Source organism: Pedobacter duraquae (assembly GCF_004362245.1).
GTDB classification, from domain to species: domain Bacteria; phylum Bacteroidota; class Bacteroidia; order Sphingobacteriales; family Sphingobacteriaceae; genus Pedobacter; species Pedobacter duraquae.
Map to the genome: position 1 here is coordinate 756,373 of NZ_SNWM01000001.1, position 23,951 is coordinate 780,323.

Annotated in this window: 17 protein-coding genes; 7 read left to right on the plus strand and 10 right to left on the minus strand. The window is 40.3% G+C overall.

Features of this window, described 5'->3' with window-relative positions:
• Positions 1-2 precede the first annotated feature (2 nt).
• From CLV32_RS03400 to CLV32_RS03420, 5 genes are all read left to right on the plus strand, one after another.
• Positions 3-698: a hypothetical protein gene (locus CLV32_RS03400; RefSeq protein WP_133552387.1), complete on the plus strand. Its 696-nt coding sequence runs from the start codon at positions 3-5 to the stop codon at positions 696-698.
• A complete protein-coding gene (locus CLV32_RS03405; RefSeq protein ID WP_166641869.1) occupies positions 691-2,847 on the plus strand; it encodes a sensor histidine kinase in 2,157 nt (718 codons plus the stop codon). Before CLV32_RS03400 ends, CLV32_RS03405 begins: the two co-directional genes overlap by 8 nt.
• A gap of 10 nt (positions 2,848-2,857) precedes the next feature.
• On the plus strand, positions 2,858-3,943 hold the full coding sequence (locus tag CLV32_RS03410; RefSeq protein ID WP_133552391.1) for a hybrid sensor histidine kinase/response regulator: 1,086 nt from the start codon (positions 2,858-2,860) through the stop codon (positions 3,941-3,943).
• Complete coding sequence (locus CLV32_RS03415; protein ID WP_133552393.1) at positions 3,927-4,340, plus strand: response regulator; 414 nt, start codon at positions 3,927-3,929, stop codon at positions 4,338-4,340. Before CLV32_RS03410 ends, CLV32_RS03415 begins: the two co-directional genes overlap by 17 nt.
• Before the next feature lie 66 nt (positions 4,341-4,406).
• Positions 4,407-5,003, plus strand: a complete 597-nt coding sequence (locus tag CLV32_RS03420) for a 2OG-Fe(II) oxygenase (protein ID WP_133552395.1) — start codon at positions 4,407-4,409, stop codon at positions 5,001-5,003.
• Here CLV32_RS03420 and CLV32_RS03425 read toward each other — a convergent pair.
• The 6 genes from CLV32_RS03425 to CLV32_RS03450 all read right to left on the minus strand — a co-directional run bounded on the left by CLV32_RS03425 (position 4,998) and on the right by CLV32_RS03450 (position 15,308).
• A complete protein-coding gene (locus CLV32_RS03425) occupies positions 4,998-5,501 on the minus strand; it encodes a SixA phosphatase family protein (RefSeq protein WP_133552397.1) in 504 nt (167 codons plus the stop codon). The two genes, CLV32_RS03420 and CLV32_RS03425, sit on opposite strands and share 6 nt — an antisense overlap.
• A gap of 102 nt (positions 5,502-5,603) precedes the next feature.
• Positions 5,604-8,120, minus strand: a complete 2,517-nt coding sequence (locus CLV32_RS03430; protein WP_133552398.1) for a zinc-dependent metalloprotease — start codon at positions 8,118-8,120, stop codon at positions 5,604-5,606.
• A 140-nt stretch (positions 8,121-8,260) separates the two neighbouring features.
• Positions 8,261-10,627 carry a hypothetical protein gene (locus tag CLV32_RS03435; RefSeq protein WP_133552400.1) on the minus strand — a complete coding sequence of 789 codons (2,367 nt, stop codon included), beginning with the start codon at positions 10,625-10,627 and terminating at the stop codon, positions 8,261-8,263.
• Positions 10,628-10,640: 13 nt separating this feature from the next.
• Complete coding sequence (locus CLV32_RS03440; protein WP_133552402.1) at positions 10,641-11,801, minus strand: DUF4249 domain-containing protein; 1,161 nt, start codon at positions 11,799-11,801, stop codon at positions 10,641-10,643.
• 2 nt (positions 11,802-11,803) lie between these two features.
• Positions 11,804-14,563 (minus strand): TonB-dependent receptor, encoded by a 2,760-nt coding sequence (locus CLV32_RS03445; protein ID WP_133552404.1) that lies wholly within the window; start codon positions 14,561-14,563, stop codon positions 11,804-11,806.
• Position 14,564: 1 nt separating this feature from the next.
• Positions 14,565-15,308 carry a hypothetical protein gene (locus tag CLV32_RS03450; RefSeq protein ID WP_133552406.1) on the minus strand — a complete coding sequence of 248 codons (744 nt, stop codon included), beginning with the start codon at positions 15,306-15,308 and terminating at the stop codon, positions 14,565-14,567.
• A 423-nt stretch (positions 15,309-15,731) separates the two neighbouring features.
• On the opposite strand from CLV32_RS03450, the gene CLV32_RS03455 reads away from it, so the two are divergent.
• On the plus strand, positions 15,732-16,208 hold the full coding sequence (locus CLV32_RS03455; RefSeq protein WP_133552408.1) for an RNA polymerase sigma factor: 477 nt from the start codon (positions 15,732-15,734) through the stop codon (positions 16,206-16,208).
• Positions 16,198-16,698 carry a hypothetical protein gene (locus CLV32_RS03460; RefSeq protein WP_133552410.1) on the plus strand — a complete coding sequence of 167 codons (501 nt, stop codon included), beginning with the start codon at positions 16,198-16,200 and terminating at the stop codon, positions 16,696-16,698. Before CLV32_RS03455 ends, CLV32_RS03460 begins: the two co-directional genes overlap by 11 nt.
• A gap of 67 nt (positions 16,699-16,765) precedes the next feature.
• On the opposite strand, the gene CLV32_RS03465 is transcribed toward CLV32_RS03460, so the two are convergent.
• Genes CLV32_RS03465 through CLV32_RS03480 form a run of 4 tightly spaced genes read right to left on the minus strand, consistent with a single transcriptional unit; the run spans position 16,766 to position 23,926 of the window.
• Positions 16,766-18,325, minus strand: coding sequence for an ADP-ribosylglycohydrolase family protein (locus tag CLV32_RS03465; RefSeq protein WP_208110940.1), 1,560 nt, complete (start codon positions 18,323-18,325; stop codon positions 16,766-16,768).
• A gap of 19 nt (positions 18,326-18,344) precedes the next feature.
• Positions 18,345-19,886, minus strand: a complete 1,542-nt coding sequence (locus tag CLV32_RS03470) for a RagB/SusD family nutrient uptake outer membrane protein (RefSeq protein ID WP_133552412.1) — start codon at positions 19,884-19,886, stop codon at positions 18,345-18,347.
• A 33-nt stretch (positions 19,887-19,919) separates the two neighbouring features.
• Entirely contained in the window at positions 19,920-22,871 is a 2,952-nt protein-coding gene (locus CLV32_RS03475; RefSeq protein ID WP_133552414.1) for a SusC/RagA family TonB-linked outer membrane protein, read from the minus strand.
• A 50-nt stretch (positions 22,872-22,921) separates the two neighbouring features.
• Positions 22,922-23,926 (minus strand): GRP family sugar transporter, encoded by a 1,005-nt coding sequence (locus CLV32_RS03480; RefSeq protein ID WP_133552416.1) that lies wholly within the window; start codon positions 23,924-23,926, stop codon positions 22,922-22,924.
• Between the last annotated feature and the right edge of the window lie 25 nt (positions 23,927-23,951).

The window sequence follows — 23,951 nt, forward strand, 5'->3', positions numbered from 1 at the left end:
TTATGAGAAAAATAACTTTTCGGTCATTCACTGCAATTAAAGATCAGGCAACCTGTGAAGAATACCTTCAGGGGCATGTTTCTGTATTACAGGACTACGGAATAACCAACATTACAACCAACAACAGACAATGGATGGACCTCCCAAATGTTCACGGTATTGTGGCCATTGATGAAGAAGGAAAAATTGTCGGTGGTGTACGCGTACACATAGCTGATGGAACGCATCCCCTGCCCGTAGAGAAAGCCGTGGGATATATGGATCCTAAAGTTGCATCAGTTATCAATGAGTATTTTGACGACGGTACAGGTGAGCTTTGTGGATTATGGAATGCTAAAAGCGTTGCGGGAATAGGTATCAGTTTATTTCTGGTCCGGGCAGGTATTGCTATCGTAAACCAGATCCGCCTCGCCTCATTATTTACAATTTGCGGTGATTACACCATGCCTATGGTAACGCGGGTTGGCTTTATCGTTGAGGATTCTCTCGGCGATGGAGGTGAATTTATTTACCCAAAAGACAGCTATATCGCTCGGGTACTGAGAAAGATGAACGCGGAGACACTGGAAACAGCCGACGAATATGATAGAAATAGAATATTCGATCTGCGCAACAACCCTATACAGCATACCATAGAGCCAGGCCCTAAAGGCGATGTTGATATCGACTATAAATTATTGCTCCCTGTATATGATTAAATTTCCGGTTGTCCTTTCGTTTGTGCTCGGTTTCTTAATGCTTAGCGCCCTTCCGCTTTCAGCACAACAGCGTATCATACTCAATGAAAATGAAACCGTTAATAACTTCGGAACCCAAGTAGTACTCCTCACAGATACAAACCACCGCCTAAATGCAATAACTGCCTTTAAGAGCAATGCGTATAAAGCAATAGAGACTGCAGTCCCAAATCTTGGAATCAGCAAAGCCGCATACTGGATTAAAATACGGGTTAGAAATAACACAAAAGATCCACAACTCATCCTGCAAATTCCACTGCCTACACTGGATTTCGTCGATTTTTATCAATTTGACCAACAGGATAAACTAGTAGATGTTGAGTATATCGGAGACCGGCGACCATATTATAACAGACGTTTTGATAATCCCTTCAGTACATTTAGATTTAATGTCAACCCAAATCAGGAAACAACGCTGTTACTTCGTATACAAGGAAGTGAACAACTTCAGGTGCCTTTGACCCTCTGTCAGAGCAAAATTATCATGAACAGCAATGCCGACTCCTTTCTCATTTTTGGGATTTTCGTAGGTGTATTTGTTGCCATGTTTGTGTACAACCTTTTTCTGTTTATATCAACAAAGGATAACACATATCTTTATTACATCATTAATATCTTCTTCATAGGCTTGCTCCAGGCTAATTTTCAAGGATTTCCCTTTAAATATCTTTGGCCACACAATGTTTTGCTGTCAACCTATGCGGTCTATATATTAACGCCCCTGGCAGCATTAACGGGATTGCAGTTTATGAAGAAGTTTCTGCATACTTCCGAATATCTTCCAAAATTACATAAGTACCTGAACATCTTTTATATTCCTTATGCTTTTGCGTTTATCCAACTGCTCCTGGGAAATTTAAATCAATCCTATCAATTATTACAGGTCGCCGCAATAACAATTGCACTGACAATGCTGGTTACAGCTTATTTGATATCAAAAAAAGGATACCGTTCAGCAAAATTCTTCATTGTGGCCTGGAGCGTGTTTCTTCTTGGTTTATGCATTTTTGTATTAAAGGATTATAATATACTTCCATATAATACCATTACTTTTAACATGATGCCTTTCGGATCTGCGTTGGAAGTAACCTTGCTCTCCTTTGCGCTCGCCGACCGTATCAACACGTTGAAAAAAGAAAAAGAAGCATCACAGGCAGACGCTTTACGTATCCTGACAGAAAATGAAAAACTCGTGCGCGAGCAGAACATTGTGTTGGAGAAAAACGTAAAAGAACGAACAGAAGAACTCGTAAATGCCAATGATTCTCTAAGCCATGCACTAGATAACTTGAAGGAGGCGCAATCGCAGCTGGTAGAATCAGAAAAAATGGCTGGGCTCGGTCAGCTTACAGCTGGTATAGCACATGAGATCAATAATCCGATCAATTTTGTCACCTCTAATATTAAACCTCTGCAGCTCGACATAAACGATCTGAATGAGGTTATTGCGCAATATGAAGCACTTGATTTTGATGGAAATCTGCAGGAGCAACTCGCCGAAATAGCTAAGTTTAAAAAACAGATTGATCTCGACTTCGTAAAAACAGAAATACAGGCCTTGCTTTCAGGTATAGATGAAGGCGCCAGAAGAACAGCCGAGATCATACGAAGTCTCAAAAACTTCAGCAGGCTTGATGAAAGCGATACCAAACCAATCAATCTCAACGAGGGACTGGACTCAACTCTCGTGTTGGTTAAAAGTACATTTCCTTCAAATCTAACTGTAATCAAGAATTACAGTGAACTGGATAATGTCGAATGTTTACCAGGCAAAATTAACCAGGTCTTTATGAACCTGATTACTAATGCCGTTCAGGCTATCAAATCCAAGACGGTACCGTCCGAAACTGAGCTTCTGGAAATAAAAACCTGGCAAGAAGGAAAATTTGCTAAGGTAAGTATCCGAGACTCGGGTACAGGAATGGATGATCAAGTGAAACAAAAGATCTTTGAACCTTTCTTTACAACCAAAGACGTGGGCGAAGGTACCGGCCTGGGTTTATCAATTGTGTTCAGAATTATCGAAAGTCATCATGGTACGATTGAAGTTATTTCAAAAGTAGATTTTGGTACTGAATTTATTATTACCTTGCCTTTAAATACACTATAACCCATTTAATATGAATGCTCCAACTGTAAGAGTTCTGTATATAGATGATGAGGAAAATAACTTAAATGCCTTCAAAGCCAGCTTTAGAAGACAATACGAAATTTACACCGCAACATCTGCAGCGGAAGGTTTAAAAATTCTCGAAAATATTGATGTCCATGTCATTATTGCTGACCAAAAAATGCCAGAGATGACGGGAGTACAGTTTTTTAAAAGCATTACCCACACCTTTCCAGACCCTGTACGGATACTTTTAACTGGTTATACCGATATAGAAGCTCTCGCAGACGCCATCAATCATGGAGATATTTACAGGTATATCACTAAGCCCTGGAGTGATCTCGAGTTACATAATTCAATCAAAAATGCCTACGATGCCTATAAATCAAAAATAGATTTACGAAATAAGATTGCTGAACTCGAAAAAACCAATGACGAACTCAATAGATTTATTTATTCAATCTCGCATGAGCTGAGGGCTCCACTGGTATCTGTTATTGGCATTGTTAATCTTGTCAAGATGGAAGACCTTTTCGAATCCAGCGGAGAGTACTGGAGCCTCATAGAAACCTGCTCCAATAAACTTGATTATTATATTCAAAAAACACTGCAGTATTATAAGAACAATAAAAACATAACTGAACACTCTCAAGTTGACTTCAGAAAACTGATTTCAGAACTCATAGATTTATACTCCTATACAGATCGGGAAACGCAGTTTAATATCAAAATAGATCAGGAAGTCGATTTCATGGGAGACGCATTTCGTATTGAGGTTATCCTTGGTAATCTGATCTCTAATGCTATTAAATATCAAAAAACAACGGAAGCTAATAAAAAAGTCAACATAGATATTGTAGTTACCACACAACATGTCGAAATCAGCATTAATGATAACGGTATGGGGATTTTGAATGAGCATTTGGAAAAAATATTTACGCAATTCTTTAAAAGTAAAAATCACCATGGTAGCGGCCTCGGACTGTTCATTGTGAAAGAAGCGCTTAACAAAATAAATGGAAAAATATCAGTGATCTCCGACATCGCGATTGGTACCACATTTAAAATAAAAATTCCCAATGGCACAAATCAGTGATCAAAAGCGTGTAATGATTATTGATGATAATGAAGTTGACCTAAAAATCAATTCAAAAATTATCTCAATTACTAAATTGTTTGACGAGGTCATCATTTGTCAATCAGCAGAAGAAGCGCTTAACTTTCTGCAGCGTAATCTTGGCGATAACCAAATTTTACCTAATTTTATTTTGCTCGATATTCAAATGCCGGAAATGGATGGATTTGAATTTCTTGAACATTATAGAAAACTCCCCGTTAGCTTCACTCAAACGTGCTGGATAGCCATGCTTTCCTCAACACTTGATTTCGGAGATATTCAAAAAGCAGAGGCCAATCCATATGTTGTCAAGCTACTGAAAAAACCACTTAAGCCTGCCGAACTTCAGGAAATCCTGAACAGATATTATAAATAGGCTTAAAATAGCTAATTGAGTTTCATTTATGTAGCTTAGTCATTCACAGTGCCTAAGCCACCATCGGTGCAAAAAATCTTTAATACCCTAATTGATAGCTACATTGATAATAGTGTAGGTATTACAGAAGGCTTCCTGACTAAACGTCTGGCGGCACATCTCAAGGAAAATCTTGCCCTGCTTTACCAAAACCGGAAGATGCAAAATGCAGGAACTGGAAATGAGGCACTTGCTGTTCAAAATAAAGCTGTTAGAAGTGATCAGATCTATTGGCTCGACCCTAGTCACAACGACCCCTATGAAGATGAATTTTTCGCGTTAATTGATGATTTTGTTAAACACCTTAACAGTACGTGCTACACCTCAATCACAAGCTATGAATTTCATTACGCCCTGTATGAAGAAGGAAGTTTTTACAAGAAACATATTGATCAATTTCGAAATAATGACAGTCGTCAATTCTCTATGATTATGTACCTAAACGAAAGCTGGCAGACCGGAGACGGTGGTGAACTCTGTATTCATCACGATACTTTTGAACAAAAAATCACGCCGTTAAACGGGAAAAGTGTGTTTTTTAAAAGCAGCGAACTGTTGCACGAGGTAGCGTTAACAAACAAGCCTCGAATGAGCATTACCGGTTGGCTAAAATCTGACCTATAGCCTCATCTTAACAAATGAACTATTTGCAGGATTGCCTTTGTCATAGTAGATGATAAATACTTTTCCATATTCGTCATCGGGCAATGCTGCGAGCTGTGTGGATTTAACCAGTTCGTTGAATACCAAATTAACAGTATTGGAATGACCAGCGATAACAATCACCTGGTCTTTGGAATCGCCAATGCGCTTTACAAGATCTGCACTTTTAGTTGCATCATAAACTTTAATCTCCAACGCATTTTTTTCGGCAAGAGGCATTACTGTTTGCTTCGTCCTTTTGTAATCCGTTGCGTACACAGCGTCTATTTTCAATTCAGCAAAATTAGTATTTAGCAGGGTTGCAAATGCTTTACCTTTTTCAGAAAGATCAGGATCTGAACCACCATTAGATGCTTTCTCCGCATGGCGCATCAACAATATAATTTTAGGCCTATCCTGCGCATGTGATATTTTGGCCGAAAAGCTGAATAACACCAATAACAGTAAAATATTTTTCATCTTTAATTGGATTTAGAAATAAACTTACTGTTATTTTAATGAAAAAGCTATTTGAATTCAGAGAAATAACCTGATTTCAAATAGCTTTTTCATTCAGTCTGACTAGTAGGACGGTCCTTCGTTAAAGAAACTCATATTAGGCATTCCAATCGGAGCCCCCGGCGGCATATCAGTAGCTGCTGGCGGTTGAAACTTATTGGGGTCTTGTTTAAAAGCGTCAATCTGTGTCAGCGCGAACAGCATGCTTGCCCTTTGCGCAGGTGTAGCACTAGATTGCGTGCTAGTCATCCAACTTTTCAGATCTTCAATTTTTAATAAAGCCTGGCCACGAACAATTTCGGAAGCCCTGGTATTTGCTCCCAACTGCAGCAGATACTTCAGCACCTGATTGTTCACCATCGTCTGCAGCTCGCCTTTGTAACCCGGAAGCACCGGTGCCTTCCATGTCCTATCAATCAGCTTATCAACCACAGGCATAAATCCGGGTTGAGATACGTCTCTACCTGAAAATTCGATCAATCGTGCCGCACGTTCAGCATCCAAAAGATAAGATAATGTTGTGCTCGCAGCAGATTCAGCAGCAGCGATTGGATCAAATGTTGGACCGGTATGACCAGAGAAATTCTCTACCGTGGATTGATAACCTGATGGACGTGGTGCAATTTTTTGAATCAACTGTTCTGGTAATGCCAACGCATCAGGTGTGATAGTACTCATCAAAGATTCAAAAGCACGCCATTGTTCGGCAGGTGCAACCATTTTAGTTGGTATCTGCCCATCATTTTTCACCGCATGCGTGAAGTAAAGTCCACCCACAGATTTTGCTACCGCCTCAATCTGATAGCGATGCAACAAGTAAATTGGAACTAATACTTCTTCTATTGTCGCCATTGGTTCACCCTCACGGATTGCTTTTTCAGAAAAGTTGTCAAGTACCTTTCTCCTCACGGTCATGATGTTTGTCATCTGATCAATGGTATTTACACCATCCTCCCACTGGTTTGAGTTCGGATGTGTATTGCCACCAATGTCAGGAATATATTGGTAACCTTGTTTTAGCGTCTCGGCCATAATCTTGTCGAGCTCCTTGTTTTCATCGGCTCCTTTCTTAAACTCCGTGTAAGCCCACATTACAGAACGTTTATCCCATGATCCTATACCCTTAGCATAAGCATCAGATAAATCCACTGTACCATCGGCTTTTAAAGAAAATCTAGGATATGGATAGTCCATAACTGAAGCACGGTCTTTGGGGCTGGCAGCAAAGTTGTGACTAAAACCAAGTGTATGGCCGATTTCGTGTGCCGATAATTGCTTAATTCTAGAAATCGCGAGCTTCTCCATAACATCTGACACTGGTTTACCATCAGTATACGGTTGCAAGAGTCCTACAGCTATCAGATAATCCTGTCTATGCCTGTCTGATCCCAGGGTAACTACGCCCTTCATAATTTCGCCTGTGCGCGGATCAATATAGGACTGTCCTGTAGAAAAGGCCCTGGCAGGGTTGCCTGATCGTGTAATCCAGTTCACAATATTGTATCTTATATCCATTGGGTCGGCTCCTTCGGGTAATTCCTGAACAATAAATGCATTCTTATAGCCAGCAGCTTCGAATGCTTGATTCCACCATGCTCCCCCTTCAATTAACGCTTTCTTGATTGGCTCCGGCGCTCCCCGATCAACATAATACATGATTGGTTTTACCGGTTCACTCACTGCAGCATCAGGGTTCTTCTTTTCTAACCGATGTCTTCTGATAAATTTCTTTACCATTGGTTCCGACATAGGTGCAGAAAAATCCATGTAGCTAAACTGTCCTGATGCCGAGCGTGGATCAAACTTGCGCATTTTAAAACCTGGCTCAGGAAGTTGTACGAAAGATTGATGCATGTTTACCGTTACTGCTGAGGGATCCGGAGCAATACCTCTTCCTCCTCCTCCACCACCTGAACTCACAAAGGTGATCAAGGCCTCAAACTCTGTATTCTTAGGGAAATTTTTTGTATTACCCATAAAGATTGTGGATCGTGTATCGTCCATCCGATAACTTGCACCAGCGGAACTAGACGAACGTAAACCTGCAAGCTGACTGATGCCTAAACGGGCACCGATATTCTGACTGTCCCGGATAATAAAAGCGGTTAGATCAATCAATATTTTCCCATTTTCTGTAGCCACCGGCACAAAACCAAAGATCACAGACTTGGCAAAGTTGTTTGTCACAGCATCCTGCTCGTCTTTATTATTGCTTATACCACGATAGTTATATACCGGTTCAACTAATAGGACTTTTGTTCCTTCTTTCACAAACTTAGCGATAGCTGAGGATCCCTGGCCACGTTCCGGACCACCATTTCCTACACCAGTCGACAAGGAACTGAAATATAAAAAGTCCTGGTTTAACTTGTCGATTTCCAAATAAATTTTACCCGTTTTCTCATCGTAGTAAAAATTGAAATAACCCTCATACTTTTTAAGTCCTTGGGTAATGGAGGAAATTGTAGCTGCCGATCTAGTCTCATTTCTACCAGAACCTGGGCTCTGACCAGCAGTTTGAGCATAAGAAGTCCCACTTAGCGCGAGAAATCCAAGCAATAATTTGGTATTTAAGTTCATTGTTTAGTTGTTTAAGGTTATTACCTACAAGATATTACTTATAGCACAATAATTTACCCTAAAAAACGTAAGTAAGTAGTTACTTTAACTGACTATCGTGTTTTTTCAACTATTTAAGACACAGAAATTGATAGATATATTTATTTCACATCAAAACTGAAGTAACGTATTCCCGGAATTCCTTGAGCACTGATTCCCTGTATAATGCCAAGATAGGAACCTGACAGATCTGAAGTATAAAAATTTATCTTTCCTTTTCCTTTTTCATCAATCGGAACACTTGGAGACCAATACAATACATTTCTAAAATCCGGTAGTCTACTGTTTTTTAATAACTCTGAATTGTATACAGGAGCATAAAATTCCCGCTGGAGCTGCATCCCCTCATAATCAAGTATAATAGCGTGCGGGTCAATTTCAGTACCACCAAGATCACCTTTGTAGGTTTGTAAGCTAATTATCCCTTCGGAAATAGCCGGACCATAGTAATACTTGGTATTGACTATATTCATTTTTTCGATCTTTAATGGATCTATAGCGAATACCCTGTCAAGATTGAAGTATGGAACTCCATCCAACAACACCAATGGGTCATCTTCCAAAAGAGTTGTTGCAGTCATCACCTTAATATGGAAGTGCTTTTGCCTTCTTGACACGAACGCCTCTCTCACGTATTCCCTGAATACCTCTTCCATCGTAGTAAATCTGACATAGTCACTTAATTTGTAAGTTTTCGCGACGCTTCCAAAATAAGCTGTACTATCGATACCAGGATAATAAAACTGTTTAAACTTAGAGCCATTATAAATATTTTGAACCTGCGTAGATATACTTTGTGCTCTTAACGACTCTGCCAGTGCCGAAGCTACATTGAAAAGCGGTAATTCTTGCTTACTATATTGTTCTGAGAAAGGCTGAGTAATATTAATCTTATATAAACTATCACGCTCATAATTTGTTTGAACAATCAATTCATTCTGACCATACAGGTCTTTAGTGTTAAACAAGAAGCGACCGCTGGAATCACTCAAAGCGCTATAAAACTGAATCCTCTTACCTGGCATACCAGCATAAACCACTGTATTTGCTGCATTAGTACCGTTCTTGTCAACGATTTTTCCCTCAATCAAATGGCCGTTATACTCTGGCAAAAAGCGCAATGGAGCGGGCTTCCCAGAAAGCACCTCTGACCATAGAAATCTTCGCCAACCTTGGGTAAGCAATAGATTATCTAACGCCTCAGTCGACTCGGCCGTATTATTCTGAAGGTAATAGTTAGGGTCTTCTATATTACCATGTAACTCTGATCTGAGCCATAAATAACTCACAATATCTGCAGGATCCTTCCCTTGAAGGGAATCAAGTTTGTAAACTGATAATGCCAAATCAGCAGAAAGAGCCGCTCCGCTTTCATTTGTTGCAAAAAGTTCCAGATCTACCTTCTGACGGGCCTGGAAACTACCAGCATTTAAAGACGCCAGAATATTAAGTTTTTGTAAAGGTTTTTTAAAGTAAAGTCGTTCGGCCACAGGCTGCCCATTAACGTTAAATAGTGTTATATGGTTAATTCCTTCTCCTAGTTTTTGCAAATCTATAGTATAAGAGGTCTGCTTATTATTAATTTGCAGCTTTTCTGCAGCAATAATTTTCTTGCCGCTGTGTATGAATAAATACACTTGGGGATCCTGTAGATTGCTGGCAATTTGTATGTTAAGCTTTCCAGCCTCCCCAGACGTGACACTGAGTACTGCTCCCTGCTTTCTGGTTACGGGTAACTCCCTGATTACGATTTCTCCTTGCGTAGTACGCCCAATAGCTTTATAACTACTATTGATCGCTGGAGTAAAATCAAACTGACCGATTCCAAATTTTAATGTCCTGAATCGCGCAACTGTATCATTGCGCTGATTAACCACAACTCCGGCGAAAACTTTACCAAGGCCATCTGACCCGGTAACTTTAAAACCTATTTTTGAATGCATTCCCTCAACCAGATCTCCCCCTTCTGGGAAAAACTGAAGGTCAACTTCTGCCTTTGTGATCTTGTGCGGGGCAGGATCGCTCAGGGGGTTGACAATAGTTATTGGCTTTTCAAAGAAAAAGTCGGGACCATAATTCTTCATCAGGCTTGTATAGCCCCGCAACTTGTAATTACCATTCATCGCTGTAACAGGGATATAAAAAGACCCACTTCCAGTTCCTTTTTTAAGTGCTACTTTTGCTTGTAATAATGAATTATTGTTTTTGTCAAGCACATCAACATAGGCAACCTTACTTAAGTCTGCTGGCAAATTAGTCTGTGCATTTATCGTGTACATCTTAAACCAGATCAGCTCACCTGTTAAGTAAAAGTCTTTGTCGGTCTGAACAAATATTTTCTCCTGTGGTCTGTTTTGCTGGTAAATATCAAAAGCACTCCTGATATCTGGCGAAACCTGCGCAATCGCCGTAGTTGAACGGCAGAGTAAAATCGCAGGAATAAATAATATATATAGAATCTTATTCATATGTTAACTATACTTATTGCCAAAAAGCTGGCCGTTTATTGGTTCCTCTAACAGTGCAATCTGCACATGTCCTGGTAGAACGGAAATATCCCTGAAGTAGTCCAGCATCATTATAAACACCACGGGTGGGAACATTTGCCGGATCTTTAAACACATCTAAAGCGCTAAAACCCGGCACACGACTGTTATTCAATACAGTATCAGGATCCGCGCAGCTTGCAGGATATCTCAAAGTCCATCTTGGCAATTGCGCAGCTGAAACAAAAATTCTCTGGGAAGTAGTCGTTCCCGCTCCTATATATCCTATCACCGGCTCTTCTGGACTCGCAGTATTATGAATATTACCGGTAAGCTCAGACGGTTGTGCATCGAAAATCGACCCCAAACTTTCAGTGTTCTTCTTCAATGCAGACCAGAAATCAAATGCCTCCTTCGTTAAGGCATATTGCTTAACTAAAACACTGTACTTGGACGACACCTTTTCAGAATAAAATGGTATTGTGGTAAGTGGGTTTTTACTTATAACATCTTTTGCAAGCTTTACAGACGATGCCAACACAATCGTGCTCGATCCACTGCCAGCCCAGCATTGATAAATGTTTTCTGTAGTAAGATCGCGCTGAACAATGTTTTTATCCTTATAAATAAACTCAGATTGATATTTCGCATAAAAGACCCAGGATTCCTGGTATTCCCAACGATAGTATTTGCTTTTGTTGCTATCATCATGCGTATTTGTGTAAACATGGAGCCCCACATCATTTGCCTCCCAAGACACGCTGTCTATCGCTGGGCTCACTTTGCTTTCTACAAAGTCAGATAGATAAATTGCTCCTTTAGTTGTTCTGATTCTTACCCGGTATTTTTTAGTCGGGCTCACATTTAGCCCGGGGTGAATATACAAGCCGCCACCTTTATCAGTTAGTACATAGCTCTCATTAGCGTCACTTTCTACCGTAATCACCGCGGCGAGTTCAGGCTTAGTGGTTACTTTACTTGACACAAGTACCGTTCTGCTCAATTTAAAGATAGTTGAATCTGCCCCGGTGTTAATGGTTCCATCAACAACCAGGAGATTATTATTTACCGATGTAACCTCGGGTGTATAGGGCTTCTTACAGCCAAAAAAAGCCAAAGCCGCAAAGACCAAAAATAATATATTATACTTCCTCATACTTAAAATCTAATGTTGTAATTGATAAAAGGAATTGCAGTAGCAAAGATCGACAGTTTATAACCATTGATCACACCACCTTCCTGCGTAAAATAAGTGGAATAAGCATTTTGCCTTCCTGTAACATTGTACACACCTATAGTCCAGGAATTGTGGGTCAACTGGTGTACTTTGTGATTTCCATCAATGTTAAAAGCAATGTCAGAACGGAAATAATCCGGAATTCTGTACGCGTTTCTCGCAGAATAATAAACACGCTCTCCACCAGCATAGTAATATTTTGCTATTGGAAGCGTAATAGGTCTTCCCGTACTGTAAGTGACGTTTATCGAAAGGCTGTAACGATGCTTGAAACGGTAGTTTCCAGTAAAGTTAAAAGCATGCGGTTTGTCATAGTTCGCTGGATAATAATCGCCGTTGTTTACCAAGGCACCCACCTGAGCGTCATCCATTTTAAGCAAAGTACGTGAATACGCATAACTTACCCACCCATTCAACTTTCCAGTATTTTTACGAACAAAGAACTCTACCCCATAAGCCTTACCCGCAGTATTGATGACATCAGTCTCTATATGATGATTCAGTACCAGATCTGCCCCACTTCTATAATCTAAATAATCCTTTAGCTTCTTATAATAAACCTCAACAGATGTTTCTATTGTCTGATCCTTGAAATTCTTATATACACCAAGGGACACCTGACTACCGAACTGCGGTTTTATATTTGGATCACTGAGTTTCCATACATCTGTCGGTGCAATCGCTGTTGTATTTGACAACAAATGGATATATTGTCTCAATGTGTTGTAAGATGCCTTGACAGAAAAATCCGTTGTCAGGTTATAGCGCGCAGAAGCTCTGATCTCCGGTCCATGATAGGTATTGATTATTTTTCCTTTATCGTAAACGGTTGTGCCGATCTGATTAACTGTGGTTTTTGGCAAATTAGCACCATATATGTTGATACTTTGCGGACCCAAATAATTATATAAGGAATAACGCAACCCGGCACTTACCGAAAGATTATTCGTGATATCATATTTATCTCCGATATATAAAGCGCTCTCCAGAGCCTGCTCTGCAGGAACAACATCCCGTGACACAAGAGACTGGTCTCCTACGGGTTCAAGATCACCAGGATGTAATTTATAATAGATGCTGGAAAGCCCGAAGTTTAATAAGTGATTGCTGTTAAGATAGTAACTAAAATCAGCCTTAAAATTAGTCTGGTTGATATCAAACCCTAAATTATATGCATTTACTACATTATTTTCACTGTTGATATTGTAGTCATAATGATCGGTACCTGCAGTGAAAACACCGTAAATGCGGTTGTTAAAGGTGTGTTTCCACTTGATTGAGGCACTTCTATTGCTGTACTTATACGCTGTATCACTATTCAGCTTAAAATTGTCCTTACTGTAATATCCTGATAAGTAAATATTATTTTTTTCATTGATTTGATGGCTGATACCTAGGTTTAAATCCGTAAAAGATGCCTTGCTATTTTTATAATCATCAGGAAGTAGCTTAAGTAACCAGTTCGAATAAGTTGTTCGCCCTCCAAAGATAAAAGAGGTCTTGTTGCTATCTATCGGCCCCTCAATATTAAATCTGCTGGTCACTAGTCCAATGCCTGCGCTGCCAGTAAATTCTTTTTTATTTCCTTCACGGTTTGTTACTTCAAGTACAGAAGACAGTCTTCCACCAAATTTTTCAGGAATAGAACTTTTATATAATTGTACATCCTTCACGATATCGGGGTTAAAGGCAGAAAAGAATCCAAAAAAATGAGATGGGTTATAGATAGTACCATCATTCAACAAAATCAAATTCTGATCGGTAGAACCTCCCCTGACACTAAACCCAGTGGTTGCTTCTCCAACTGACTGTACTCCTGGTAGAGTCAGCACCACTCGTAAAACATCGGCTTCACCAAATACCGAAGGTACTTGCTTGATACTTTTAATATCCAATCTGTTTACACCCATCTCCAGGCTTTTAATATTCGCAACCTTGTCTGATGAGATTTTCACCTCTTTTAAGGACATTACCTGTTCCTGTAAATCTATATTCAGTTTACCGTCTGTGTAAAGGACTATCTGGCGCCGGGCATCACGCGTCGCAACTGATTTAATCAGCAGGGTATGCGCTCCCTTAGGTAGTGTTAATGAATAAAATCCATATTGATCTGAAACCCCACCTATCTTAACATCGGTAGCATAGATACTTGCACCATTAATTGGCTCACCCGTCTTACTATCTCGAAGATATCCTGCCATAGTTGCCTTACCACTGAGGTCATTTGATCTGACGCCGATAGCATACAATTTATTTTCTGTCGTTGCTTCAGGCACCTTCTCACCTGCCCCGGTGTTTACATAGTCCAAAATTTCTGATGATGCAGGTTTTCGTTGCTTTTCAGCCCCCTCTGGCAAAAATCCTGGCGCCAGTTGCGTACGAATCTGACGCTCCCGGGTCAGAAATACAGTATTTTGCTGTAAAATATAGTGGTAATCATTTGTAAAGATCTGATCCAGCACCAAACTCAACCGCTTCTGGTCAGCCTTAAATGTAACGCTCAGGCTGTCCATAACTACCGGATCGTAATAAAACCGAAGTCCGGTTTTAGATTCAAGATCGGAGACCACACTCTTAATGTCCGATTGCCTATAATCAACACTAACCAACCTGGTTCCAATATCCTGACTGAAAGTAGTACCAAAAGAAAAAAAGAAAGCTATAAGTAAAAAATAACGCATATCAATTAGATAAATTGTCGTAGTAATTTGCAAGCGTTTGTAACGCAAGCTCTGGTGTCTTCCTGAATTTTATATTCTTAGACTTCAAGTAACGCTGAAGCTCTTTCTTTCGGGCTGGAAATAATGATAAGAATGCACTTTCACTATTAACTCTATAATAAGCATTATCCTTCTCCAAAAAATAAGTCACACCCGGGACAAAGAATTTCCTATACTCTCTGCTGTCAATTGTCTCGCTAATAGTTTTATAGCGCTTAACGAGAATCTTCAATCTACCGTCGTAAGTTAAATCGTAAAAACCCGATGATAAACCGTTTTTAGCAGACAAACTATCTGGTACTACCCGTACGAAATGATGATCAAGATGATAAAAATCAGTTACCCGTTCACTGATCAGGCTATATTTTGATACACTGTCTGGAAGTATAGTGATAACCAAATCTTTGTATAAATCATATAATAATGGGATGTTGGTAAATCTAAAACCATCATAAACAACTGTCCCCCGGTCAAATGTCCGTAAATCATTAAAATATGCCGAAGTTTCAGAATTAAATGGATAAAAATCGTAGGCAGGGCCATTGTATAACCTGGACTGCTGACCTATCCCCTTATTAAAATTCAAAACTGCTTGCTGATAAGTCTTATTTATCAGTGAAGTATCATTAGGCACAGACTGTCCATATGCCACTAAGCTTCCAGATAATTGCACAATAAGAAATAACTGAGTTATCTTTTTTAGCATAACTAATAGATCAAAAATTTCATTTTTTTGTAAGTTTAGCAAAAAAAACTCAGAAACAATTTAAACTGTATCCCACACTTTAAAATTTTTCTTTTGAAAGAATCAAAAGGTATTACACCACGAGTACAAGATATTATCAATTTAAGGGTATTTTTTTTATAAAAAATAAAATCGCCGCTATAATCTCATTTCTTTATATATGTGCAGCCACTCACTTAACTGTATTAACTGTGTAAAATCCCACTAACAGGAAATTCATGACCATTTAATTCAGAGGTTAATTGACTGGGAAACTAAGAGATTATAAAGTTCTTATAAGTTTCAGATATTACAAAAATTACTTACTTTCATAGCTTTAAAGTATCTTAGTTAACCGAGAGTATCCCGGGAGAAGAAGATTTGTGCTGATGAATACCGAAAATTATGCTTAAAACTGAGCAACATACCTTAATACAAACAAAACAAGAGCGGCTACGGGGAATTTATACCCGGCATAGCAGCAAGCTATTTGGATATATATACGAGGTTGTAAAGGATCACAAAATTGCAGAAGACTACTTGGTTAAGATTTTCCAGGATATTGCAATGCAACCGGACGATAGGAATCTGGAAGCCGCAGAAAATTGGATGTTTCTCCAGCGTTTTGCTAAAAATAGATTGGCGGTGTTTGTCAGTTCTATACAAACATGTGATCCTATCGATCAGGCCAGCCTAAAACAATTTTCAGGTAATAGGTATTTGGAAATACTTAATGAGGAACAAAAAAGAATTTTTTGTGATGTATACTACCATGGAAGAACGATCCATGAAATTGCTGTAGAATTAAACCAATCAGAGGATTTAACCAGGAAGATTCTAAAAGAGTCTTTCGCTATAATGAGAAGAAGTGGTGGAAATTAATGAATACATAGAAAGCGGAATACTTGAAGCATATGTATTAGGTTCGGCTTCAGACAAAGAAACACGAGAGCTGCTCCAGCTGAGAACACGATACGCAGAGGTAGACGACGCACTACTGGAATTGGAGTTGGATCTTGAACGCATTGCGCAACACATGGCCATTACTCCACCGCCAACAACCTGGTTGAAAGTAGAAGATAGTATTAATGAAATTGTCCGCAGCTCATCAAATAAACTTAAAGTAACCACGCCCGCTGAACAAAAAACCTATAATCCTAACGCAGATAAAGCGCCTAGCCAGTTTATAGAAGTTGAAGGTGCATCAAGCCATATGCGTATCCACAAGCTCTGGAGATGGGTTTTTGCAGCAGTGTTTGTGCTTGGTAAGATTTTTCTCGGTTTCGCTATTTATTTCTACCTGGAAAACAGACAAATGAATATCCAGATGAAGGAGCTTAAATCAGAAATACAACACATCCGGTCAAAGTAAGGCCTTCACAAGTAATACAACAGAGCAGACTGCTATTTAAACAGCCTGCTCATGTGCCAACCCCCAATTAGTATTTTGCCTGATAAGGCTGGTCTGTATACGTTACATATTCCTCTGACCTTAGTTTATAAGCAGTATTTGGATTTTTAATTACCATTTTCACATCATGCTTCCCTTTTGGCAGATTGAGTTTCCAAAACAATTCATGTCTGCGTGTTCGCATTGCCGTCGGTAATTTGGCAGTTTCCACTTTTACATTATCAATATACAAATCTGCTTCAAAAACGTAATCGGGCGCATCTTTTTGTAATTTCATGGCCTGGCCCAATAAAGCAAAACCGGTTCCCTCAAAACTGAAGCTTACTCCTTTGCCATCTTTATCAGATATCCCTGTTTTCTCCGACGGATAAACATTCGGAAAACTTTCTTCAAATCGCACGGTAGCCGGAGTCTGGACTTTAATTTCGACGCCAGTATCCGTTACTTTTCCACCGTTCCGTTTGATCATCTCCAATGCATGTTTATAACTGATTCCATATACCGCATTCAGGGACATGGTAGTATAACTAAAATTCATATCCTCTATCTCCTTTAATCCCTGCTTCCAATATGCCGGGATATGATCATACCCTAATATGGTTCCTAAAACCCCACCGGCAGTCGAAGGATTACAATCTGCATCCTGTCCTGCCCGGGTCGAAATTTCCAAAGTTTTAGTAAAGTCACCATTTCCATATAACAAACCTAAAACGACATAAGCGGCATTAATTTTCGCATCGATATTGAACGCTCTAAACACACCTTGTGGACAAACTTTATCATCAGCCCATTTTTTCTGTAGTTCATACCATGTCATCGTCCAGTCTTTAGGATATTGCTTATGCCAGCTTATAACGTCATTGATACATTTGTAAAATTCACTTTGTTTTGGAATAGTCTTTAGGGCTTCGCTTACTACAGTGGATACATCGTTGGTAGTAAAAGCTACGCTATACATTGCACCTACAAATACCCCTCCGTACCAACCATCACCATAGTTCATAATGTGTCCTACCTTGTCATTAATTGTACTGGCCGAATTGGGCATACCCGGATTCATCAATCCGGAGTAGTCAGCTTCGATCTGGTAGTCAATCGCATCAGCGTGCAGGTTATGCTCAGGGTGTCCAGACTGTGGTGCCTTTAATCCATTGAGCAGGTTGTACCGTGCCGCCTGATTGGCGAACCATAAGTCGTATCCAGCACCGGCGAATGCATTTGCAAAAGAATCTACCGGAGCGTCCAGACCAACCTTTTCCAGTACATGTACAAAAGTGAAATCCATATAGATATCATCATATAGTCCCGGGCTCTCTGTCATCGCTTTTTTTAATGATTCTTTATTCCAGGTAAGCGGCTGATAGTCCTGAATAAAAGTCCCATTGAACTTAAATTCATATGGCCCACCAAGGGTCACGCCAACGGTTTGTCCGGCCCAGCCACCTTTAATTTTATCCTGAAGTGCTGTTTTTGTTAAGCGTAATACCGATCCTGTAGAAGGCTGTTGTGCTGATAGCATTTTTGGAGCTCCAAGGCTGCAACTTATTGCAAGCACCACCAGCATTGTTTTTTTAATTGAAGTCATCATATTGATTTTTCGTTAAGTGTTAATAACCCGGATTTTGTTTTAGGTTGGAATTCACATTTAATGCATTAGTTGGTAGAGGATACAATTCTTGAAATGCGCTTCCTGCAGTCTTTTCATACCAGGCATCATTGTATTTGTTAAAGCGGATCAGATCCTGCCTGCGGTGAAACTCCCAGGCAAACTCTCTACCTATTTCGGCCAACAATTCGTTCATGGTCAACGTACCTGTAGTATAATCATGGTTATGATCGCCAAAAGCCCGAAACCTGATCTGGTTCATCAGCGTAACAGCCTCAGGAGTTGCCTGATTGCCATTCTTACGCATCAATGCCTCAGCCTTTGTTGCCAGTGCATCAGCATATCTGAACACAACCCAGTCGTTACTCATACTCTCATTGTCTTTTAACCCCGCTTCATATTCGTACTTCTTAAAACGTACACCATCATCAACCAATGCGGGATCTAGTGTGTTATATAACGCTTTGATATGAGGCCGATAATCCAACTGACGCGTCGAAGAAAGCATTAATGGTTTTCCTGCCGAGCTAACTTGTGGCCCCACAAGCCACGAACCGATGCGTTTATCCTGCGCATCATAAGATTTATAAAAATCCTCCATTGCTGCATAACCATCCCAGGTAAATGCAATCAGGCCGAAGGTCTGCTGACTAAGTGTATGCAATGTCCAGCAATGAATCTGTAATATAGCCCCGGGAGTCTGGGTTTTATCGTAAGGCACCACAAAGATATTCTCTGTAGACGCATTGTTTACCGCCTTGAAATTAGTAAAATAATCAGGAGAAAGCGTATAGCCCGGGGTTGCAATAACCGCTGCCGATGCAGCAATGGCTTCATCCCATTTTGCCACGCCGGTCCATTTCTCAGCATTAAGGTATAACTTTGCAAGCAGCATGTTTGCCATCGCCTTTGTGCTCGTTCTGCCATAATTTTTTGCTGATGGTGCGTCATCTAATAGAGCCAGGTTATCGTTGATATCCTTTACAATAAAATTCCACACTTCTGTTCTCGTACGCTGCTTTGGTAAAGTGACATCCTTAAAATCTGTGGATATTGGAATATTACCAAACCAATCCATCGCCTTGTAATAAAAGTATGCCCGGGCTACCTTCACCTCAGCGAAGATCTTATCTTTCCCTGCAAACTCAACTTTAGATTCCTGCAACTGGTACAAAATCTGATTACACATGGCAATACCATCAAAACAGAAAGTATAACCACCATTCATTACCGATAAGTTTGGGTTAAATGCATGACGATGCAGTGCTATCCATAAGCCGTTATCATACCAAAGATTGGTCTCTCTAAATGGAATAATGCATTCATCGGTACCGATCAGATCCAGGCTTCCGGCGCCAAAACGATCAGTGATTTTGCGCATCTGCGCGTAGATACGACCAACATTAGTAATTACCTCTGCTTCGTTTCTAAAAAAGTTATCTGCCGGTATAGACGAGTACACCTCCTCATCAAGCTTTGTGCAGGAACATAAGTTCGACAGACAAATTGCGATGATGATGCATTTAAATATGCGATTTTTCATTGTATTTTAATTAATGATACGAATTGACTAGACCTAAAAAACCATGTTTAAACCCAAAGTATATGTTCTGGTACGCGGATAATAATTATAGGCGTCTATACCCGGCGACAATCCCGCAAGCTGCACTTCAGGATCAACTCCTTTATATTTAGTGAATGTTAGCAGCTGTTGCCCTGTGGCATAAATCCTGATCTTTTTTACAATCAGTTTATTGATGTTGAAATTATAGCCTAGAGAAAGGTTATCTAGTTTGACATATGATGCTTTCTCTACATACCGTGAAGAATACTCTGCCTTGCCTTTAAAATTTGGAAAATCAAGTGCACTTAAAAGAATGTTCTTTCCACCGAGATAACCGAAGTTCTCGTAATATAACCGGTGGATGTTGAGCACATCGTTTCCAAAAGATCCCCGGAAATTAAATGACAGATCAAAATTCTTGTAGTTAAAAGTGTTAGCAAAAGAAAGCTGGAATTTAGGATATGCATTCCCCACAATTTGTCTGTCATTTTCGTTAATCACGCCATTACCATCCGTATCCTGATAAATCGGATTTCCTCCGCCATCGATACCGAGAAATTTTAGCGCTACGAAATTTCCCAATGCCCCACCCTCTTTAATTTGGTGCGTCCAGGTCTGAACATCAGATCCGATATAACCGGTTTTGAGGTCGTTCAGCTTATAACCCGCATCTGGATTAGAGAAGGATACCAGTTTATTTCTGTTTCTGCTAAATAGCACGGAAGCATTCCAATAAAAAGATGCTGTTTTAACAGGGATCAGGTTTAATGTCACTTCAAGCCCACTGTTTCTTATCGTACCCACATTTGCATAGGAAGTGTTATACAGATTTGGTGGTACCGGAACAGCATATGTCCATAATAAATCTTTTGTATTTCTCACATAATAATCCACACTACCGCTAACTCTCCCTTTCAGGAAACCAAAATCGGCGCCGACATTGAGCTCCTCCTTTTTCTCCCAACGCAAATCCGGATTGGGGTTACTCGCTGGCGGATAAGTATTGATCCATGTTCCATTATACAAGATCCTTCCCCCTGCAGCCAAGAGTTGTAGCGACCGGTAATTTCCGATATCCTGGTTTCCCGTTACCCCAAAACCACCACGTAATTTTAAGTCAGATAACCAGCTCACATTGGTCAGGAAATTTTCTTTATTAACTCTCCAGCCCACGCTCGCTGCTGGGAAGTTACCCCATTTGTTATTCACACCGAATCGGGATGAACCCTCATGTCTTAACGAAATCTGAGCGAGGTATTTTTCGTTAAAATTGTACACCACCCTACCGAAGAAGGCAATCAGCCGGTTTGATTCTTTATGACTATATAGTGATGCTGAACCCTGCGACAAGGCAGCGCCCGCACCGATGTTATTAAAAGTATACAAATCCACATCAAAGTTGTTATTTGATCCGGTGAAGCTTTCATCCGTTGCATCCTGAAAGGAATAACCTACAACAGCCTGAATATCATGTTTGCCGATCTTCTTACGATAATCAGAACTTAACTCCAGCAGCCTGTTATTTGTCTCTCCGGTACCAATGTACGCTCGTCCGTTATTTCCTATGCCGATTGGATAATAGCGTGATTGATATTGTGCATTCTTATACGAGTCCCTAACTGTACTGCCCGAAGCAGACACATTGAAGCCATCCAAAATAGCATAGGTTAGTTTAGCACTCCCGGTAAAGGTCTGCTGCTTTCCGCCATTAATCTCCTCGTTGATCATTGCCACAGGATTATAGTACTCAAATGGACCAGTATTCCTGTAATACCCACCCGCAATAGTATTTGCCGGATCATAAACAGGCTCCGTTGGATTCCTTCTGAAGGCCTGTTGCATGATCTGCTGGTCTGTAAAATCCCTTTTCGTATCTGTATAACTTAAGTTATAATTGATTGTCAATTTGTTATTGAAACCCTTTTGAGTGATAGAGACTTTGCTTTGCATCCGTTTATTATTGTTGTCACGCACAATACCTTTTGCATCCCGGTAATTCACCGCAGCACGATAATTGAAATTTTCTGTACCACCAGTCATAGATACGTTGTTGTAGATATCAACCGGGGTTTGCGTAATCTCATCAAACCAGTCTGTGTTGGCGCCAAAATCAAATTCCTTACTCCTACCCGGGTATTGTGTAGCAATGGCCTGCCTGAATTCGTCCGCATTCAGATTTCTTAGTTTTTTTGCTACTGTTTGGATAGAGGCATAGTTAGAATATTCAATGGAATTCACACCAGCCTTCCCTTTCTTGGTGGTAATCAAGATTACGCCATTGGTACCACGTGTACCATAAATTGCAGCTGCCGAACCATCTTTCAGAATGTCGATAGACTCAATCTCATCATTATTTACGCTGTTGAGGTCCCCACCAATAATCCCATCGATTACGAACAGCGGACCTTGACCACCTGATAAAGTTGTTAAGCCGCGGAGCTGAATGTCGTATCCCCCGTTCACATCACCACCCGCAGGTCTTGAGATGTTCAAGCCAGCTACCTTACCCTGGATCAGCCCTACTGGGTTTCCAATATTTCCTTTATTAAAATCGTCAGGCTTTAAAGAAGTAATGGCGCTGGTGACCTCCTTTTTAGTTGTTGTACCGTATCCAACTACAACTACCTCATCAAGATTAGCAAAGGTTTCGGTCAGCGTTGTACTTACCTGTGCCTGCCCATTGTAGGCAATTTCTTTGGATTCGAAGCCTATGGCTGTAAAAATGAGTGTTTGCCCATTTTGAATGCCGATAGAGAACTGCCCGTTAGCATCAGTACTTGTTCCCTGATTTGTTCCCTTTAGTTTAACGCTTACTCCGGGAAGCGGTCCTACTTTATCCCTCACGATTCCTTTTACCTGTTTTGTGGTACCGGACTGTGAAAAAGCATGTGTAGAAACCAAGAGTAAATAGCAAAAGAGCGTGCGCAGGCACGCGCTAAAGCTTAGCTTTAGTTTTAATTTCATATTCAACAAGTTTTATATTTGGTTAATCTGTTTAGATTTTTCGAGGTTGGTTAAGCCCCTGATCGTATAATAAATGCAAGTCCGACGATGAAGCAAACGAACATACCGATCAATAGTCCGTTTACATTTGTTTTGGCATGTTTAAATTCTTTCCAAACCAATACGCCCCAAACTGCAGCAACAAGTGTCGCCCCCTGCCCAAGTCCGTATGATATTGCCGGTCCTGCTTTGCCAGCCGCTAATAAATTGAAGAGGTTGCCTAATCCCCAGATCGCGCCACCAAAAATTCCAATGAGGTGCAAAGAAAACCGACCGCTAAAATACATCTTATAGGTAAGTGGGGGCCCTTCCAAAGGCTTCTTCATCATGATGGTGTTAAAAAATAAGTTGCTAATCAAGATTCCGATGCCAAATACTACAAATGCGCTGTATGGTGTCATCTTAAGCGGTGCGGGATCAACGAAATTCTCCAGATCCATAGCGATTGCAATGAAACGGTAGAAGAATGACATCAGCACACCAGCAATAATAGAAAGGACGATCCCTTTCTTACTTGCTTTTTGCGCTGCTTCAGAGCTCGCCTTGCGGTAAGCCACAGCATTCAGTACAATTGCTACAGTGATCAGAAACGCCCCTGCAAACAGAAGTACTGGGTCACCTTTCTGTACTCCGATATAATTAACAACGACTCCCAGGATTAAAGCAATCCCAATTCCAATCGGAAATGCTACCGACATCCCTGCAATTGAGATCGCAGATGTTAATAAGATATTCGCCAGGTTGAAGATTACGCCACCAATAAATGCGCTGGTCATATTGCTCACGCTCGCCTGTTGGATGTCAGCAATAAATCCCCTGCCCTGATCTCCGGTGCTACCCATCGTCAAAGCAGAAATAATTGCGAAAAGGACAATACCCCAAACATAATCCCAATAAAAGAGTTCATAGCGCCATTTCCCAGTGGCGAGTTTTTGTGTATTTGCCCAGGATCCCCAGCAGAGCATGGTGATCGAACAAAACAAAATGGCTAAAGAATAATTTTCTACAATAAACATGGTGTGGATTGCTAAGTATAAATAA